The organism is Sphingomonas sp. BL-S-28 (assembly GCF_055521515.1).
Genome location: NZ_CM145484.1, coordinates 112,653 through 129,966, shown reverse-complemented (window position 1 = coordinate 129,966; position 17,314 = coordinate 112,653). Strand labels below are relative to the sequence as shown.

The 17,314-nt window shown below is 65.1% G+C and carries 14 protein-coding genes and 1 tRNA gene; 6 read left to right on the top strand and 9 right to left on the bottom strand.

Translation table 11 applies throughout. From position 1 onward, the window contains the following. Positions 1 to 82: 82 nt before the first annotated feature. Both ACZ1JC_RS09375 and ACZ1JC_RS09370 read right to left on the bottom strand, forming a co-directional pair. Complete coding sequence (locus tag ACZ1JC_RS09375; protein WP_465137116.1) at positions 83 to 973, bottom strand: HpcH/HpaI aldolase/citrate lyase family protein; 891 nt, start codon at positions 971 to 973, stop codon at positions 83 to 85. Between the two features lie 115 nt (positions 974 to 1,088). After that, entirely contained in the window at positions 1,089 to 2,255 is a 1,167-nt protein-coding gene (locus tag ACZ1JC_RS09370; protein WP_465137117.1) for an acyl-CoA dehydrogenase family protein, read from the bottom strand. A gap of 151 nt (positions 2,256 to 2,406) precedes the next feature. On the opposite strand from ACZ1JC_RS09370, the gene ACZ1JC_RS09365 reads away from it, so the two are divergent. The 3 genes from ACZ1JC_RS09365 to ACZ1JC_RS09355 all read left to right on the top strand — a co-directional run bounded on the left by ACZ1JC_RS09365 (position 2,407) and on the right by ACZ1JC_RS09355 (position 7,053). Beyond that, positions 2,407 to 3,618 (top strand): CaiB/BaiF CoA transferase family protein, encoded by a 1,212-nt coding sequence (locus ACZ1JC_RS09365; RefSeq protein ID WP_465137118.1) that lies wholly within the window; start codon positions 2,407 to 2,409, stop codon positions 3,616 to 3,618. A 143-nt stretch (positions 3,619 to 3,761) separates the two neighbouring features. Beyond that, positions 3,762 to 5,537, top strand: a complete 1,776-nt coding sequence (locus ACZ1JC_RS09360) for a thiamine pyrophosphate-binding protein (protein WP_465137119.1) — start codon at positions 3,762 to 3,764, stop codon at positions 5,535 to 5,537. A gap of 94 nt (positions 5,538 to 5,631) precedes the next feature. After that, the gene (locus ACZ1JC_RS09355; protein WP_465137120.1) at positions 5,632 to 7,053 is read left to right on the top strand and encodes an aldehyde dehydrogenase family protein; all 1,422 of its coding nucleotides are present in this window, start codon (positions 5,632 to 5,634) and stop codon (positions 7,051 to 7,053) included. 307 nt (positions 7,054 to 7,360) lie between these two features. Here ACZ1JC_RS09355 and ACZ1JC_RS09350 read toward each other — a convergent pair whose 3' ends face one another. Further along, on the bottom strand, positions 7,361 to 7,636 hold the full coding sequence (locus ACZ1JC_RS09350; RefSeq protein WP_465137121.1) for a hypothetical protein: 276 nt from the start codon (positions 7,634 to 7,636) through the stop codon (positions 7,361 to 7,363). Between the two features lie 121 nt (positions 7,637 to 7,757). Next, a tRNA-Val gene (locus ACZ1JC_RS09345) sits at positions 7,758 to 7,833 on the bottom strand. Between the two features lie 132 nt (positions 7,834 to 7,965). Here ACZ1JC_RS09345 and ACZ1JC_RS09340 point away from each other — a divergent pair. After that, entirely contained in the window at positions 7,966 to 10,110 is a 2,145-nt protein-coding gene (locus ACZ1JC_RS09340; protein ID WP_465137122.1) for a transglycosylase domain-containing protein, read from the top strand. Between the two features lie 22 nt (positions 10,111 to 10,132). Here the strand turns inward: ACZ1JC_RS09340 and ACZ1JC_RS09335 are convergent, their stop codons facing one another. The 5 genes from ACZ1JC_RS09335 to ACZ1JC_RS09315 all read right to left on the bottom strand — a co-directional run bounded on the left by ACZ1JC_RS09335 (position 10,133) and on the right by ACZ1JC_RS09315 (position 14,918). Beyond that, positions 10,133 to 10,723, bottom strand: a complete 591-nt coding sequence (locus ACZ1JC_RS09335) for a DNA-3-methyladenine glycosylase I (protein WP_465148416.1) — start codon at positions 10,721 to 10,723, stop codon at positions 10,133 to 10,135. 70 nt (positions 10,724 to 10,793) lie between these two features. Next, positions 10,794 to 11,285: a nuclear transport factor 2 family protein gene (locus tag ACZ1JC_RS09330; RefSeq protein ID WP_465137124.1), complete on the bottom strand. Its 492-nt coding sequence runs from the start codon at positions 11,283 to 11,285 to the stop codon at positions 10,794 to 10,796. Positions 11,286 to 11,387: 102 nt separating this feature from the next. Next, positions 11,388 to 11,957 carry a DoxX family protein gene (locus ACZ1JC_RS09325; RefSeq protein WP_465137125.1) on the bottom strand — a complete coding sequence of 190 codons (570 nt, stop codon included), beginning with the start codon at positions 11,955 to 11,957 and terminating at the stop codon, positions 11,388 to 11,390. 82 nt (positions 11,958 to 12,039) lie between these two features. Then, positions 12,040 to 13,875: a flavin-containing monooxygenase gene (locus ACZ1JC_RS09320; RefSeq protein WP_465137126.1), complete on the bottom strand. Its 1,836-nt coding sequence runs from the start codon at positions 13,873 to 13,875 to the stop codon at positions 12,040 to 12,042. Positions 13,876 to 13,991: 116 nt separating this feature from the next. Then, positions 13,992 to 14,918 carry an SDR family NAD(P)-dependent oxidoreductase gene (locus tag ACZ1JC_RS09315; RefSeq protein WP_465137127.1) on the bottom strand — a complete coding sequence of 309 codons (927 nt, stop codon included), beginning with the start codon at positions 14,916 to 14,918 and terminating at the stop codon, positions 13,992 to 13,994. Between the two features lie 238 nt (positions 14,919 to 15,156). Here ACZ1JC_RS09315 and ACZ1JC_RS09310 point away from each other — a divergent pair, with 238 nt between their 5' ends. Next, positions 15,157 to 16,773: an SMP-30/gluconolactonase/LRE family protein gene (locus ACZ1JC_RS09310; RefSeq protein WP_465137128.1), complete on the top strand. Its 1,617-nt coding sequence runs from the start codon at positions 15,157 to 15,159 to the stop codon at positions 16,771 to 16,773. 127 nt (positions 16,774 to 16,900) lie between these two features. Further along, the gene (locus ACZ1JC_RS09305; RefSeq protein WP_465137129.1) at positions 16,901 to 17,314 is read left to right on the top strand and encodes an EthD domain-containing protein; all 414 of its coding nucleotides are present in this window, start codon (positions 16,901 to 16,903) and stop codon (positions 17,312 to 17,314) included.

Sequence of the window (17,314 nt, the reverse complement as noted above, 5' to 3'; positions counted from 1 at the left end):
GCAAATGCTGACGTTGCTTGAGGGCGAGAGCCCCCACCCCCGGCCCCTCCCCTGAAGGGGAGGGGAGGTCGGAGGTTCTCGCTCACAGCTTCCCTGCCTGCCGCAGCAGCCGTTCGGCACGGGCGAGGTAGGGACGATCGAGCATGCCGCCCTTCCAGCCGATGGCGCCCACGCCGGGATTGGCGGCGAATATATCGACGATTTCCTGCGCTTCGGCGATCTCCGCCTCGGTCGGCGTGAACGCCTCGTTGATCACCGGGACTTGCGCCGGGTGGATCGCCATCATCCCGCGATAGCCGTCGCGGCGGACCTTCTCGGCGCGGGCCTTGAGCGCTTCCAGATCCTTGAAGTCGGCGCTGATCGTCTCGATCGCGGTGACGCCGGCGGTCGCCGCGCCCAGCACCGTCAGGCTGCGGGCCAGTTCGTAGGTGAAGGAGTACGATCCGTCCGCATTGCGGTTGGACGATGCGCCGATGGAATCGGCCAGATCTTCCGCACCCCAGGTCAGCGCCACCACGCGCGGCGCGCCCTTGTAGTCGCCGGTGTGGAACATTGCCTCGGCCGTTTCGGTGATCAGCACGATAACCGGGGTCGATCCCTGTTCGATGCCGTTCGCCACTTCCAGCGCTTCGAGATAGCGGTCCAGCGTCTCCACATCCTGCCGGCCATAGACCTTGGGCAGCATGATCCCGCCGGGACGCGCCGGCATGATCGCCACAAGATCGTCCAGCGTATGCGGCCCGTCCAGCGGGTTGATACGCACCCAGAGACGGCCGCGCTGATCGGGGTGGGCGGCGATGAAGTCATGCACCATCGGGCGTGCGGCGGCCTTGGAGTCAGGCGCGACGGCGTCTTCCAGGTCGATGAGGACGATGTCCGCCTCACCTTCCATGGCCTTGGTCATCTTCTTCTCGCTGTCGCCCGGCGCGAAAAGCCAGGAGCGGGCGGCGATAGCTTCGTGGGTTATGGGCATGTTCTCTCCAGTCGTCATCCCGGCGAAAGCCGGGATCGCGGGCGGCCATGCCCCGCGCTGCCGATTACGATCCCAGCTTTCGCTGGGATGACGGGGTTTCTCAAGTGGAGCGGCGTCAATAACTCTTGGGCAGCTCCAAAACCCTCTCGGCGATGAAGTTCATGATCTGGTGCGGGCTGACCGGCGCGATGCGCGGAATCATCACTTCGCGCAGGTAACGCTCCACGTGGTATTCCTGCGCATAGCCCATGCCGCCCATCGACATGACGGCGGTCTGGCATGCCTCGAACCCGGCTTCTGCGGCCAGATACTTGGCGGCATTGGCCTCCACGCCGCAGTCCAGCCCCTTGTCGAACAGGGTGGCGGCCTTGAACACCATCAGGCTGGCGGCCTCCACTTGCATCCACGCCTTGGCAAGCGGGTGCTGGATGCCCTGATTCTGGCCGATCGGCCGCCCGAACACCACGCGTTCGCGGGCATAGCGGGAGGCGCGCTGGATCGCGACGCGGCCAAGGCCCGTCGCCTCCGCACCCAGCAGCACGCGTTCGGGGTTGAGGCCCTTGAGCAGGATGCGGAAGCCCTGCCCCTCCTCCCCAATGCGATCTTCCTCGGGGATGAAGAAGTCGGTGATGAACATCATGTTCGAACCCACCGCGTGGCGGCCCATCTTGGGGATCAGGCGAGTCTCGATCTTCTCGCGATCGAGCTTGCAATAGAAGAGCGTGAGGCCGTCGGTCTTCTTCTTGACCTCTTCCAGCGGCGTGGTGCGCGCGATCAGCAGCATGCGGTCGGCGACGTGGGCGTTGGTGATCCAGATCTTCTCGCCGGTGACGCGGTAGCCGCCGGGCACGCGCTCGGCGCGGGTCTTGAGGCTGGTGGTGTCGAGCCCGGTGTTCGGCTCGGTCACCGCAAAGCACATCTTCTCCTCGCCCGAAAGGATCGGCGGGATCATGCGCTGCTGCTGTTCCTCGTTGCCGAAGAGTATGACCGGTTCGAGGCCGAAGACGGGGCCGTGGATCGCCGAGGCGGCGGTCATGCCGCCGCCGCTTTCCGCCACCGCCTGCATCATCACTGCCGCTTCGGTTATGCCCAGCCCAGCGCCGCCGACGCTTTCGGGCATGGCCACGCCCAGCCAGCCGGCATCGGCCATCGACTTGTGGAACTCGGTGGGGAATTCGCCGCTGCGATCCTTTTCCAGCCAGTACTCGTCAGAGAACTGCGAACAGTGCTTGAGAACCGCCTCGCGGATGTTCTGCTGGTCGTCGGTAAAGGCGAAATCCATGGCAATCCTCTTGTCTTCCCACTCACGGGACTAGCAGCGCGGCCCTAGGCCCACAACCATCATCGTGCCGATATGCGTCCGTCAAACGCAAATACGAATGGTTTTCGCTCCGGCGGTGCGTTACCCATGGCATGACAAGAAGGAGAGGGCCTTGACCGCGAGCAAGGAAAACAAGGGTGAGGGGGCGGCAAGTGGACCGCTGGCGGGGCTGCGCGTGGTGGACCTCACCAGCGTGGTCTTCGGCCCCTATGCCACGCAGATCATGGCGGACATGGGCGCCGAAGTGATCAAGGTGGAGCCGCCAGAGGGCGACAATACCCGCTGGATCACCAAGGGTCCGGTGCCCGGCATGGGCGGCATCTACGTCAATGTGAATCGCGGCAAGCGCGGGCTGATGCTTGATCTGCGGCAGGAGCAGGACCGCGAATCGCTGCGCCGGCTGATCGCCACGGCGGACGTCTTCATCCATTCGATGCGCGGCAGCGCGATCCGCAAACTGGGCTTCGATTACGAAGCGGTGCGCGCGATCCGGCCGGACATCGTCTACACCAATTGCTACGGCTATTCGCGCCGCGGGCCGGAGGGCGACAAGCCCGCCTATGACGATACCATCCAGGCCGAATGCGGCATTCCGCATGTGCAGGGCCTGATGAATGGAGAGCCCGGCTATGTCGCCACGATCATGGCGGACAAAGTGGCGGGCCTCCACGCGCTCTACGCGACGATGATGGCGCTCTATCACCGGGAGCGGACGGGAGAGGGGCAGGAAGTCGAAGTCACCATGTTCGAGGCGATGACCTCGTTCATGCTGGTGGAGCACGCCAACGGCGCGATGTTCACGCCGCCGACCACGCCCGCGCATTACCACCGCGCGGTCGAGCCCAACCGGCGGCCCTACAGGACCAAGGATGGCTACGTCGCCGCGCTGGTCTACAACGACAAGCACTGGAGCGCCTTCGTCGAATCGGTGCAGCCGGAATGGGCCCGAGGTGAACTGGGTGATGAGTTCTCGACGCTGGAAAAGCGCGCGCGTCAGATCGGCCGGGTCTACGGTCTGCTCGGCGAGACGTTCCTGACCCGCACCACGCAGGAGTGGCTCGACACCCTGCGCGGCCTGCACATCCCCTGCGCGCCGCTGCGCTCCACCGACGAGCTTTTCGACAACGCGCATCTGAACGCCATCGGTTTCTTCGAAGACGTCGAGACCGAGCAGGGCCAGGTACGCTTTCCCGGCGTGCCGACGTGGTTTTCGGCCACCCCCGGCAAGGTCCGCGGACCCGCGCCGACGCTTGGGCAGGACAACGAAAGCGTCCTGTCTGAACTCGAAAGCGTCGCCCCAGCGATAGCAGTCGATTCGAAGTAAACAGTACTGTTGATTTCACCTGACAGCGTCCCGAGGCTTGCGCTAACCACCTGTTCAAGCCGGGCGCTGCGATAGCGGTGGAGGGGCAGGTCCCCCCGAGAACCGCCGGCAACGAGATTGGGATCGAGAAGGAAGGCACCACCATGTACGACGATCAACCGCAGGCCGAAGCACCGGCAAAGGCGCGCAAGGGCACCCCGGTTTACAAGCGCATTCTCGATCTGTTCGAGGCTGAGGGCATCAAGACCCTGTTCGGCATTCCCGATCCCAACTTCGTCCACCTGTTCCTGGAAGCGGAAGCGCGCGGCTGGACCGTCGTTTCGCCGCACCACGAAGCATCCGCCGGCCACATGGCTGCCGCCGCTGCCCGTATCACCGGCAAGCCAGCACTCTGCATCGGCACGCTCGGGCCGGGCATGGCGAACATGATGCCGGCGGTGCAGTGCGCCAAGGTGGAGAACGATCCGGTGATCTTCATGGGCGGCCAGCGCGCCCGCATCACCGAGCGCCGCGTGCGCCGTGGCCGCATCCAGTTCGTCCGGCAGGAGCCGATGATCGAGGATTCGGTGAAGTTCTCCAGCTCGATCGAATATGCCGACCAGACCGATGAAATCGTCCGCGAGGCGATCCGCGTCGCCATGTCGGGCACGCCGGGGCCGGCCTATATCGAATACCCCGCGCACGTCATTCTCGAAGAACTCGACCTGCCGCCGGTGCTGCCGCCGCATCGCTACCGCCTGACCATGCAGGGCGCCGATGGCGACCGCATTGCCGAAGCGGCCGAGATCATCCGCAATGCGAAGAACCCGGTGCTGCTGGTCGGCCACGGCGTCTACACCGCCAAGGCGGGCGCTTCGGTCAAGGAACTGGCCGAACTGATGCAGTGCCCGGTGATCCAGACCTCGGGCGGCACCTCGTTCATCGACGGGATCGAGGATCGCACCTTCCCCTACGGCTTCTCGGAAGCCTCGATCGACGCGGTCGTCGAAAGCGACTGCTGCGTGGCGCTAGCCACCGAACTGGGCGAGCCGAGCCACTATGGCCGCTGGCGCCACTGGGTGGACAACGAAGCCAACCGCAAGTGGATCTACGTTCAGCAGGACCCGACCGCGATCGGCGTCAACCGCCCGATCGACGTGCCGCTGGTCGGCGATGTCCGCGCCGTGGTGCCGCAGCTGGTCCGCGCGCTGAAGGATACCCCGCGCAAGGCTGCACCGTCGCTTGCCGAATACATCCAGCGCGATGCCGATCAGCTTGTCGAACTGGCAGAGGAAGCCGCGACCAAGCCCGATGGTTCGACCGCGAAGATGCACACCAGCCAGTTCGTCACCGAAGCGACCAAGGCCTTCCCGAAGGACGGCATCCTGATCCGCGACGGCGGCGCCACCGTGATCTTCCAGTGGACCTATTCGCAGGCCAAGCCGCATGACGTGATCTGGAATCAGAACTACGGCCACATCGGCACCGGCCTGCCCTATGCCACCGGCGCCATGCTCGCCGACCAGGCCGAAACCGGCAAGGTCCGCCCGGGCATGCTGCTGACCTCGGACTCGTCGTTCCTGTTCCACGTCGGCGAACTCGAAGTCGCCGTGCGCAAGAACCTGCCGCTGGTGATCGTGGTCGGCGTCGACTTCCAGTGGGGCCTCGAAGTGGGTGTCTACAAGCGCACTTTCGGCAAGGGCACCAAGGAAACCGGCGTGCACTGGTCGGACAAGGTCCGCTTCGACAAGATCGCCGAAGGCTTCGGCGCGGCGGGCGAATATGTCGAGAAGGCGGCGGACATCGGCCCGGCCATCAAGCGCGCTTACGAGCGTGGCGGCTGCACCGTGATCCACGTGCCGATCGACCCGGCGGCGAACTCGGAAGAAATGCCGAACTACTCCGAATTCCGCACCTGGTACGCTGAAGGAACGCAGTAATTCCGGACGCCGGAAAACACATGCAGACCTGAGCGAAACCGCCCCCTCTCAACCCGAGAGCGGGGCGGTTTTGGCTTGGGAACGGGAGAGAACGATGCGCAATTACACCCAGTTCTACATCGACGGTCAGTGGGTCGATCCCATCGCGCCGCGCACCGCACACGTCGTCAATCCGGCGACCGAGGAAGTTTCCGGCACGATCTCGCTCGGCACGGCCGCCGATGTCGACAAGGCCGTCGCCGCCGCGCGCCGCGCCTTCGCCACGTTCGGTGAGACCAGCGCCAAGGAACGCCTCGACATGCTCGAAGCGATCCTGGCCGAATACCAGAAGCGCGAGACCGAACTGGGCGAGGCGGTCAGCGAGGAAATGGGCGCGCCGATGTCGCTCGCCTGCGGGTTCCATACGCTGCTGGGCAAGGGCCACCTCTCCACCGCGATCGAGGTGCTGAAGGAGTTCAAGTTCGAGGAACAGCGCGGCGTCACGCTGATCCGCAAGGAGCCGATCGGCGTCTGCGGGCTGATCACGCCGTGGAACTGGCCGATGAACCAGACTTGCGTGAAGATCTTCCCGGCGCTCGCCGCCGGCTGCACGATGATCCTGAAGCCGCCGCAACTCGCCCCCTATTCGGCGCAAATCCTTGCCGAAATCCTGCACGACGCGGGCGTTCCGGCGGGCGTATTCAACATGGTGCAGGGCAAGGGCAGCGAGATCGGCACCGCGCTCTCCACCCATGAGGACGTGGACATGATCTCCTTCACCGGCTCCGAGCCGGTGGGCGTGCAGATCCAGAAGGACGCAGCCGATACCGTGAAGCGCGTCGGCCTCGAACTCGGCGGCAAGTCGGCATGGGTCGTGCTCGACGACGCCTCGCTCGCCGCCAATGTCGCCGCCGCCACCGCGGGCATGATGGGCAATTCCGGCCAGACCTGCTCGGCCGGTTCGCGCCTGCTGGTGCCGAACGCGCGCATGGACGACGCCATCGCCGCCGCTACCGAGGCCGCGAACGGCGTTACCGTTGGCGATCCCAAGGGCAACTTCGCGATGGGCCCGGTCGTTTCGAAGAGCCAGTACGAGATCATCCAGGGCTACATCGAACGGGGCATCGAGGAAGGCGCCAAGCTGATCGCGGGCGGTCCCGGCAAGCCCGAAGGGCTCGACAAGGGCTACTACGTCAAGCCCACCGTCTTCGTCGGGACCAATGACATGGTCATCGCGCGCGAGGAAATCTTCGGCCCGGTGCTCGTCATCATTGGCTACGACGATGTGGATCACGCGGTGGCCATCGCCAACGATTCCAACTTCGGCCTGGGCGGCTACGTCTCGGGCGAAGACCTCGACGCTGCCCGCGCCGTCTCGCGCCGGATGCGCACCGGGGCGATCTGGGTCAACGGCGGCTTCGACTTCCACGCACCGTTCGGCGGCTACAAGCGCTCCGGCAACGGCCGCGAGTGGGGCGAGCATGGCTTCGCCGAATATCTGGAAGTGAAGGCCGTGATCGGCTGGAACGCCGCCTAAGGCGCTAGGTCGGTTTTAAGGTCAGCTGAAAGGAAAGGCCCGGAGGCATGCTTGAACCATCAAGCATGCCGTCGCCCCCGCGAAGGCGGGGGCCCCGCTTTTTTTGGGGCTGCGCGACATCTTTACGCCGGGCGTGGCTCGACAAAAGAACAAGCGGGATCCCCGCCTTCGCGGGGATGACGGGGAGTTTGGGGGGAGGTTTTGGGGTTCCTGAGTTCCCGACGTATTCGCGGTTACCGAGGTTCCCGATTTTTTCGCGGAGCCCGACGTTCCTTGCGTCCGTAACCTCTCGCCCTCTGGTGCTGCCTCAGGCGTGCCCGTTCTGGGCCAGCGTGGCGGAGGCCATCAGCCGCCAGATATTGGCGGCATCGTTGCGATAGGCATCGTCCGATTCGTCCGGGCCGACATGGCGCACGATCTCGGCGCCGGCTTCCATCATGAATTCATCGGGTTCGTGCAGCGTTTCCAGCACCGCGCGCGCGGCCGTCCGGAAGCGCTTTTGAAGATTGGCGTCCAACGAATCCCAGTCGCGGCCATCCAAAGATGCCGCCAAAGCCCGCGCCGCCCGTTCCATAAATGCCATCGCACCCGTCCATGCCCAGTGGAAAGATCGGGCAAGCGGACACTATTGCGCGTTCGAATGCAATCGCCATTGCAGCCGGGTGCGCACTAAGCGCAAGATTTTATATTCAGAATGAAGGGAATGGTGGGCGATGACGGGCTCGAACCGCCGACCCTCTCGGTGTAAACGAGATGCTCTACCAACTGAGCTAATCGCCCAAACGCGCTGTAACGCGACTGGAGGGCCGCATTTAACGCCTTTGCCGCACGGGTCAAGCGGGTGTCTTGCGCCAAGTTGTGCGTAGACCGCTTTTCGTAAGGCGCGGCAGCCAGTATAGCGACGCGCTGACGATGGATAACCTTCAGCCTCTGCCTTCTGCCGCCAAGTCTCCGATTCTGGCCCCGGAAGCGCTGCCCAACCAGCCCGCCCCTGCCGGTGCGATTCCCGGCGCGCCGCTCGATTCGCAGGTGCCGCTGCGGGGGCGCCGCACGCGCCTGTGGTGGATCACGCGCGGGATTGCCGCGATGCTGCTCGCTTTCTTCCTGCTGATCGGCTGGCTGGCGATTACCGCGCCGCTGTCCAAATCGCTCCAGCCGATCTCGCCGCCGCAGATCACCCTGCTCGCCGCAGACGGCACGCCGATCGCGCGCAACGGGGCGATCGTAGACGCGCCGGTGGAGATCAAGACGCTGCCGATCCACGTGCCGCAGGCCTTCATCGCCATCGAGGATCGCCGCTTCTATTCGCACTGGGGCATCGATCCGCGCGGCATCGCCCGCGCCCTATGGAGCAATGTGACCGGCGGCAGCACGCAGGGCGGCAGCACGATCACCCAGCAGCTTGCCAAGTTCACCTTCCTCAGTTCGGAACGCAGCCTGACGCGCAAGGGGCGCGAGATGCTGATCGCCTTCTGGCTGGAAGCGTGGCTGACCAAGGACCAGATCCTCGAGCGTTATTTGTCCAACGCCTATTTCGGCGACAATTGCTACGGCCTGCGCGCTGCGGCGATGCATTACTTCCACCGCCGGCCAGAGAACCTGACGCCCGCGCAGGCGGCGATGCTGGCCGGGCTGATGAAGGCGCCTTCGCGCCTTGCCCCCACCACCAATTACGACGGCGCGGCGGACCGCATGAAGCTGGTCGTCCAGTCGATGGTGGAGGCCAATTTCCTCACACCGGCGCAGGCCAAGGCGATTCGTCCGCCCCGGCTGGACGTGCGCGTGCAGAACGAATTGCCCACCGGCACCTACTTCGCCGACTGGGCGCTGCCGCAGGCGCGCATGATCGACGAGGCGAGCTATGCCGCGCAGACCTACCGCACCACGCTCGATTCGCGGCTTCAGGCGGCGGCCCGGCGTGCGATCGAGGGTTCGGGGCTGGGCTCCGCCCAAGTCGCGCTGGTGGCGATGCGCCGCAATGGCGAAGTCGTCGCCATGGTCGGCGGGCGGGACTATGCCGCATCGCCGTTCAACCGGGTGACGCAGGCCCGCCGCCAGCCGGGTTCGACGTTCAAGCTGTTCGTTTACCTCGCCGCGCTCGACAAGGGCTGGAAGCCGAAGGATACGATCGAGAACACCCCGATCGAGACCGGCTATTACCGCCCGCAAAACGCCGGCGGGAACTATTCGCAGACGATCACGCTGGAGGATGCCTTCGCGCGGTCCAGCAATGTCGCCGCCGTGCGCCTGTTGCAGAAAGTGGGCGATACTGCGGTGATCGACATGGCCCACCGCCTTGGCGTCACCTCGCCGATGCCGCAGGGCGATCCCAGTCTGGCGCTGGGCACCTCGACGATGTCGCTGATGGAACTGACCGCCGCCTATGCCGGCGTCGCCGCCAACCGCTTCCCGGTCGAACCGCGCGCGTTCCCGGTGCCGGAAGAGGGCTGGTTCGACTGGCTGTTCGATGGCCGCCATTCGATGTCTGACGGAGAGCACGAGAATATCGAGACGCTGCTGCGCGCGGTGGTCAACAAGGGCACCGGGCGCGGGGCGATGTTGAAGGCGGCGAACTTCGGCAAGACCGGCACCAGCCAGGAAAACCGCGACGCGCTGTTCGTGGGCTATGCCGGCGATTACGTTGTCGGTGTCTGGGTCGGCAATGACGACAACAAACCGCTGAAGGGCGTATCCGGCGGATCGATCCCGGCGAAGATCTGGCGCGACTTCATGCGTCAGGCGCTGCGCGAAGGCGGCGCTCCGGCCCCGTCGGGCAAGCCCAGCCCGAATCCCAGCGGCCCGATCCAGCCGCTCGACGTGCCCGACATCGGCGACATTCCCACGGCCTTGCCTACCGGGCTGCCTAGCGGGATGGCGCCGGATGTCAGTGTAGGCGACGTGAAGGTGGAGAACGATGCCGCGACGCTGAACGGCCAGATCAACGGCATGCCGGTGGAAGTGAAGCTCGATCAGAAGGGCCTGCAGATCAACGGGCAGCGGCTCGGCGACCAGCCGCCCACCGCGCCGCCGGCGGGGGCCACGCCCAAGGGTAACTGAGCGCGGTTGACAGCTGTGTCGGTCAGGCCGGAACCGCGTTCCGGCGGAAGCAGTCGGGGTGATGGTCGTTGACCATGCCCACGGCCTGCATGAAGGCATAGACGATCGTCGGCCCGACGAACTTGAAGCCTTCGGCCTTCAGCGCCTTGGAAAGCGCCTGCGACGTTTCGGTTTGTGCCGGCACGGTGATGCCATCGTTCACGACGGTCGATCCGCCCACGAAGGACCAGACGAACTGCGCGAAATCGCGGCCTCTTTGGTGCCCTTCGGCCTGAAGCTGCAGATAGGCGCGGGCATTGCCGATGGTCGCTTCGATCTTGGCGCGGGCGCGGATGATGCCCGGGTCCTGCATCAGTTCCTCGATCTTTTCCGGTCCGTAGCAGGCGACCGCTTCGGGATCGAAATGGTCGAAGGCCCGGCGGAATCCCTCGCGCCGGTGGAGGATCGTGCGCCACGACAGCCCGGCCTGGAAGCTTTCCAATACCAGCATTTCCCAAAGCGTCCGGGAATCGCGCAGCGGCACGCCCCATTCGGCATCGTGATAGGCTTCCATCAGCGGATCGCCGTTCGCCCAGGCACATCGAGTGAGGGCGCTTTGCGTGGAGTGAGGCATTGGGCAGAATTCTCGATATCGGTTCGCGCGGACCGATACCATAGACCCTGCGCGATCCAAATCTCGTGCCCTATGCTACGCCGCGCATTCCGGTGCTGCGGGCGATGGCGGGCTTGAACAGACTGGCCTCCGCCTCCCAATCCATCCGCACGCGGCGGTGGGCGATCAGCCAATGGCCGTTCACGCGGCGCAGATCGTCCAGATAATAGCCGGCATGATCGGCGCCGATGCGCGTCCAGGCCTGCCAGTAAGTGCGGGCGGTCGCTTCGTCGCGCGTCACCAGGTCTATCTGCGAGGTGGTGAGGTGGTGGCGCACGAAGTTCGCATCGTGGACGGGGGCGCCCGTTGCGGCACGGTCCAGCCACTGGGTCTGCCATTCGCGGATCGCCTCGCGGCCGACGAAGCGGAAGGCCCGGTCTGCGGGAACGCGGTCGCTTTCCAGTATCGCATCATGGGTGAAGCAGGCGACGAAATCGTCGATCCGCAGCCGGTCTCCGGCCATGTTGTAGCGGGCGATCACATCGCGAATCCCTTCGCGCGCCAGCACGTCTTCGTTGGTCATCCTCGGCCTCTCCCGCCGCTTGTTATCTAGGGTCAGGGTCTCGCGGCGGGAGAGGCGCGTCAAGGGTATTCGTGGGCGATCAAATCCCAATCTGGCAGCGGCTTACCAGTCGAACCAGCGGCGGCGGGTCACCGGAATGGTGCCGCGATCGTAGTCGGACAGGGCAGAAACGGGCACGGTTTCCCCCGCGACATGGGTTTCCGCCAGCACATCGGCGCGTGCCTCGGCCCGGGCGGCGCGCAGTTCGGCCTCGCGCACGCGGGCATCGGCATCGCGCGCGGCCAGTTCGCCGCGCCGCTCGCTGGCGATGGCGTAGTAGTGGTTCCACATCTGGCTATGTGCGAAGGCCAGACAGAGGCCGCCGATGATCGCGACGTTCTTCAGCGCCATGATCTGCTGCATCGGATCGGTGAACTGGCGGTGGAAGAACAGGATCGTCAGGGCCACGAAGCCAATCAGCAGCACCGAGACCAGCCGCACCATGAAGCCGGCAGCAAGGCACAGGCCCGTGATCAGTTCGAACAGCCCGGTGGGTATGGCAAGGCCGGCAGGCAGGCCGGCGGCGACGATCAGGGTTTCGGTGGCGGAAACGTCCATCAGCTTGGACGCGCCGGATGTGATGAAGATCAAGGCGATCAGGAAGCGCCCGATTATGGCGGCAATCTTGGACATGTCTGCTCTCCCGACAGGTCTTTATACTTGCCGGGAGTAGCGGGCGGGAACGCGGATTGTTCCCGCCCTGAGGTTTATTCGCTTAGTCTTCGAACTTCACGCCTTCGAGTTTCTCGCTCTTGCGCCAGTCACCCAGCATGTCGCGGAAGGCGTCCCAACCGGGCAGATAGCCGCGGAACAGCGCCCACTTCAGTTCCTTGTCGCCCTCGTTGTTGAAGTAGCTGGGCGTGCAATCGTTCTGGAAGCCGGACATGTCGACTTCGTTTTCCTTGCAGTGCGCGCAGTAGCCTTCGACGCCCTGCTTGGTGGCGGCGATGGTGCTGGCACCGCGGCGCAAGGTCTCGCCCACCATGAAGCCGATGTGCTCCGCCTGACGCCCGAACTGTTCGGTGGTGGAGGAGTTCGTCGCGCCCTGGATGTAGCCCATGTAGAACATCGCCGGGAACTCGTCGGTGATCACGCCGTGGAACGTGCTCGCGCCGTTGGTCCAGTGGTCGTAGATCGACTTGCCGCCGCGTCCTTCCACCGTGTCGATGCCCCAGCGGCGCTTCAGGTCGCTGGTCACTTCGAAGCCGGAGGCGAAGATCATCAGGTCTACTTCGTGCTCCACGCCATCGGCGATGAAGCCCTTCTCGGTCATCCGCTCAACCCCCTGCGTGCCGGACACGTCGATCAGCGTGACGTTGGGCTGGTTGAACGCGGGGTAGTAATCGTTGTTGGACAGCGGCCGCTTGCACATGAAGCGGAAGTAGGGCTTCAGCTTTTCCGCCGTGTCCTTGTCCTCGACGATCGAGTCCACGCGGCGACGCAGGCGTTCCATCACCTGGAAGTCCACCACTTCGCGGCGATCCATGAATTCCAGCGGATCGAGCGCGGGCCAGCCTTCCTCGCCCAGTTCGATGGCAAGGTTACGGCTGATCTCGGTCCAGATGTCGCAGATCAGGTCGGGCTCGCCGGGGATGAAGAACTGCTGCGCGGCGCGGTGGAAGTTCGCCATGCGCTCCTGCTGCCAGCCGGGCTGGAGCGAGGCCGCCCACTTGGCATCGGTCGGCGGATTGGGCCGCTCGTCGATGTTCGAAGGCGTGCGCTGCAGCACGTAGAGGTGCTTCGCATACTTGGCGAGATAGGGCACCGCCTGGACCGAGGTTGCCCCGGTGCCGACGATGGCCACGCGCTTGTCGCGCAGCTTTTCCAGTTCCGGCGCGGTCCACGAACCGCCGGTATAGTCATGCTCCCACCGGCTGGTGTGGAACATCTTGCCCTTGAAGTCGTGAATGCCGGGGATGCCGGGCAGCTTGGGCATGTTCATCACGCCGCCGGCCATCACCACGAAGCGGGCGCGAATGTCGTCGCCGCGATTGGTGGTCACATGCCAGCGCTTGATGCTCTCATCCCAGCGGATGCCGGTGACCAGCGTGTGGAACAGCGCCTTGTCGGCAAGGTCGAACCGCTCGGCCATGTCCTGGCAGTACTGCTGGATTTCCCAGCCATCCGAGAACTTCTTGCTGGGCATGAAGCCCGTTTCTTCCAGCAGCGGCAGATAGCAGTAGGCATCGTTGTCGCACTGCACGCCGGGATAGCGGTTCCAGTACCACACGCCGCCGAAGCCGCCGGCGTGATCGATGTTGCGCACATTGGAAACGCCTGCCTCACGCAGGTGATAGCCGGCGAGAATGCCCGAGAACCCGGCGCCGAGGATGGCGACGTCGATATCCTCCACCAGCGCTTCACGCTCGGTAACGGGCGTGAAGGGGTCGTGGGCGTAATTGTCCGAAAAGTCGTCGGTCGGCCGCATATACTGCTCGCCGCCCTCGCGCCGCATGCGCTTGTCACGCTCCTGACGATACTTGGCCTTCAGCGCCGGGATATCGAGTTCCTCAGGGCTTGGCACATCGGACTTGAGGCAGGTCATTTCCATCGAATGGGCATCCTCTTGGCGGCGACTCTGCTCCGGTCGCCCGTTACCGCTGAATCTGGCGCAGCAGCCGGTTAGTTGTCAACAGTGTTGTTTATTAGTGATGCTCGGGCGCCCCGTCAGGCATCCGCGCCAGCAGTCGCCATCTTGAATGAGTAGCCGATGTGATCGACATGCCCGTGCAGCCCGAAATCGTGCAGCTTCGCCTTGTCGTGGAAGGCTTCGGATGCCGCCGCGACATCCTCGATCGTCCAGTGCGGGCGGTAGACGCCCTCGGTTTCCGCCACGAACATCCGCGCCACGCGGCCCGCCATCGATGCGATCATTTCGCCGGTCACGGGGCACTGCTCATGCGCCAGCCAGCCGACCACCGGGGCCACCAGTTCGGGCTCCATCGGCGGGTACTGCGAGATGTCGAGCCCCTCGGCCATGCGCGTCACCGCGCCGGGCACGATCACGTTGCACTTCACATTGTGCTCTTCGCCCTCCAGCGCGGCGATGTTGTTCAGGCCCAGCATCGCCGACTTCGAGATGCCGTAGTTCACGCAGCGCTCGTTGCCGTAGAGCCCGCCGACCGAGCTGGTCAGCACGATGCGGCCATACCCGGCATCGCACATCGGCCCGAACGCCGCCTGCACCACATGGAACGCACCCAGCAGATGCACGTCGAGCACGGCGTGCAAGTCCGCGCTGGAAAGCTCGCGGATCGATCCGTAGCGCACGTTGCCGGCATTGTGGACCAGCACGTCGATGCGGCCCCACTTGTCCAGCGCGGCCTGGACGATGGCCTTGCCGCCTTCGGGCGTAGCGACGGAATCGGTATTGGCGATCGCTTCGCCGCCGGCCGCCACGATCTCGTCCACCACGCTCTGCGCCACGCTGATATCCGCGCCCGGCGCATCGAGATCGCCCCGGATCGCGCCGCCCAGATCGTTGACCACCACTTTGGCCCCGCGCGCGGCCAGCAGCAGCGCATAGGCCCGGCCAAGCCCGCGTCCGGCCCCGGTGATCACGGCCACGCGGCCGTCGAAACGCATCTCTTCCATGGAACTCTCCCGGCTGACCGTCTCTGATGGAGGCGGTCTCTTTTCCGTCTGACGATCGAATATGCGCACGGGGGAGGGCGGGGCAATCGAACAAAGCCCCGTGAACGTCGCCGGGGCGATAGTGCGCGCCCGAGAGGCTCTCGCCCGGGTCCTCGCGTTGCCTGCTTCGGATGTGCTGGATAGGCTCGAAGGGAAAAGAACGGCCGCAAGAGCGCCGGACGAGAGGACGATTTCACCGATGCTCGAACCCGCAGGACGCAATCACGGCGTCGTCTCCGCCCGCCCGGCCGAAGGCTGGATGCTGCACCGCATGACGCCGCCGACGCGGCTCTACAGCGCCAATGGCCTACGCACCGGGGCGGATGGGCGGATCTACGTCGCACAAGTGGGCGGCAGCCAGATCAGCGCGGTCGATCCGGACAGCGGCGCGGTGGAAGTGATCAGCCCGATGGGCGGCGGCATTACCGCGCCTGACGATCTTGCCTTCGATGAGGAGGGCAACCTCTACGCCACCGAAATCACCGAAGGCCGCGTTTCGGTGCTGCGCTCGAACGGCACCAGTGCGGTCGTCTACGGCGACCTGCCCGTCGCCAACCCGATCACCTATTCGCAGGGCCGCCTGATCGCGGGCGGATGCGAAATGGGCGCGCAAGTGCTCGAACTCGACCGAAACGGCGGGGCGCCGCGCGTGATCGCGAACAATGTGCCGATGCCCAATGCCTTCGAAGTGGGCCCCGACGGCAAGCTCTACATGCCGGTGATGGGGGCCAATGCGATCTGGCGCGTCAATCTGGACGGCAGCGGTGAGCCCGAAGTGGTCTGCGGCGATCTGGGTGTGCCCGATTCGGTGAAGTTCGATGCAGAGGGCATGATCGTCTCTACTCAGGTCGCCAGCGGGCAAGTGCTGCGCATCGATCCGCGCACCGGCGCCAAGACGGTGCTGGCCGATATTGGCGCCGGGCTGGACAACTGCACGTTCGTCGGCGACCGGCTGTTCATCTCGCACATTCTCGGCTCGATCCATGAGATCACCACGCCCAAGGCCGCGGGCGGGCTGGTGAAGCCGCTGATCGAGAAGGGCCTGCAATGGCCGCTCGATGTCTCGATGGGCGCCGATGGCGTGTTGTGGATCGCCGATGGCGGCTTCGTTTTCTCGCTGCGCGCGGGGGAGGCGGTGAAGCTGGAAGGCATGCTGTTCAGCCCGAACTTCCCCGGATATTCGCGCGGCGTCGTCGCAGCGGGAGCGGGCGAGATGATCGTGACGACCGCCAATGGCGAAGTCGCGAAGTTCCATCCCGCCGGCCCCTCGATGGAACTGCTGGCCAGCGGGTTCGACCAGTTGATGGGCGTGGCCGTTGCCCCCTCTGGCGCGGTGGTTTTCGCCGAATATGGCACCGGCAAGGTCCATTCGGTTTGGGGCGGCAAAGTGGAGGAGCTGGTTTCCGGGCTCGACCGTCCCAAGGGTGTGGCGGTGGCCGGGGACGGCACCGTCTATGTCGCGGAAAGCGGTGCGGGCCGGGTGGTCAAGCTGGTCGGCGGACGCGCGGAAGCGGTGATCGAGGATCTGGTCCGGCCGGAGGGGCTGGCGATCCGCGATGGCCGGATCACCGTGCTTGATGTGAAGCGCCGCGAAGTGGTGCAGTCGGACCTTTCGGGCGGCGCGCGCGAAGTGATCGCGCAGGGGCTGCCGGTCGGGCCGCCGGAAGGCACCGATCCCAAACCGCTCGGCGGCGTCGGCCACATGTGCGGGCCGATGGGCAACATGACCGGGCTCGATGTCGGGCCGGACGGCACGGTGTGGATCTGCGGCGACCTTGAAGGCAGCGTTCTGGCACTCAGGAGCAAGTCTTCGTGAAGGGTTGCGGCACCGGCCCGCTCCCCCACCCGACCTCCCATCAGGATACACTCGTGGGTGGTCGGGTGGGGGAGCGGGCCGGTGCCGCTTCGATCCGGCTGCGCCGGATCGTCAAAGGAGGGTAATCATGCTCAAACAGCTATGCTTCTTCAGGAAGCGGCCGGACATGACCATGGACGAGTTCATGGACTACTACGAGAACCAGCACTCGCAGCTTGCCAAGAAGATGGGCGCGGCGCCGGCGATCCCCGGCGCGGTGCGTTATGTGCGGCGCTATCTGGTGCCGGAGAAGAACCCGATCACCGGCGAAGTGCACGATCCCGGCTACGACTGCGTGATGGAAATCTGGTGGAACAGCCGCGAGGATTTCGAACGCTCGCAGGCGATCATCAGCGATCCCGCGCGCCTGCCGATGACCAAGGCGGATGAGGAAAAGCTGTTCGCCAGCCACGCCAATCCGGTCTGCACCTGCATCGAATACGATTCGCCGATGGGCCCCAATGGCGAAGCAACGCGGGTCGAACTTTCCTACGGTGACTGA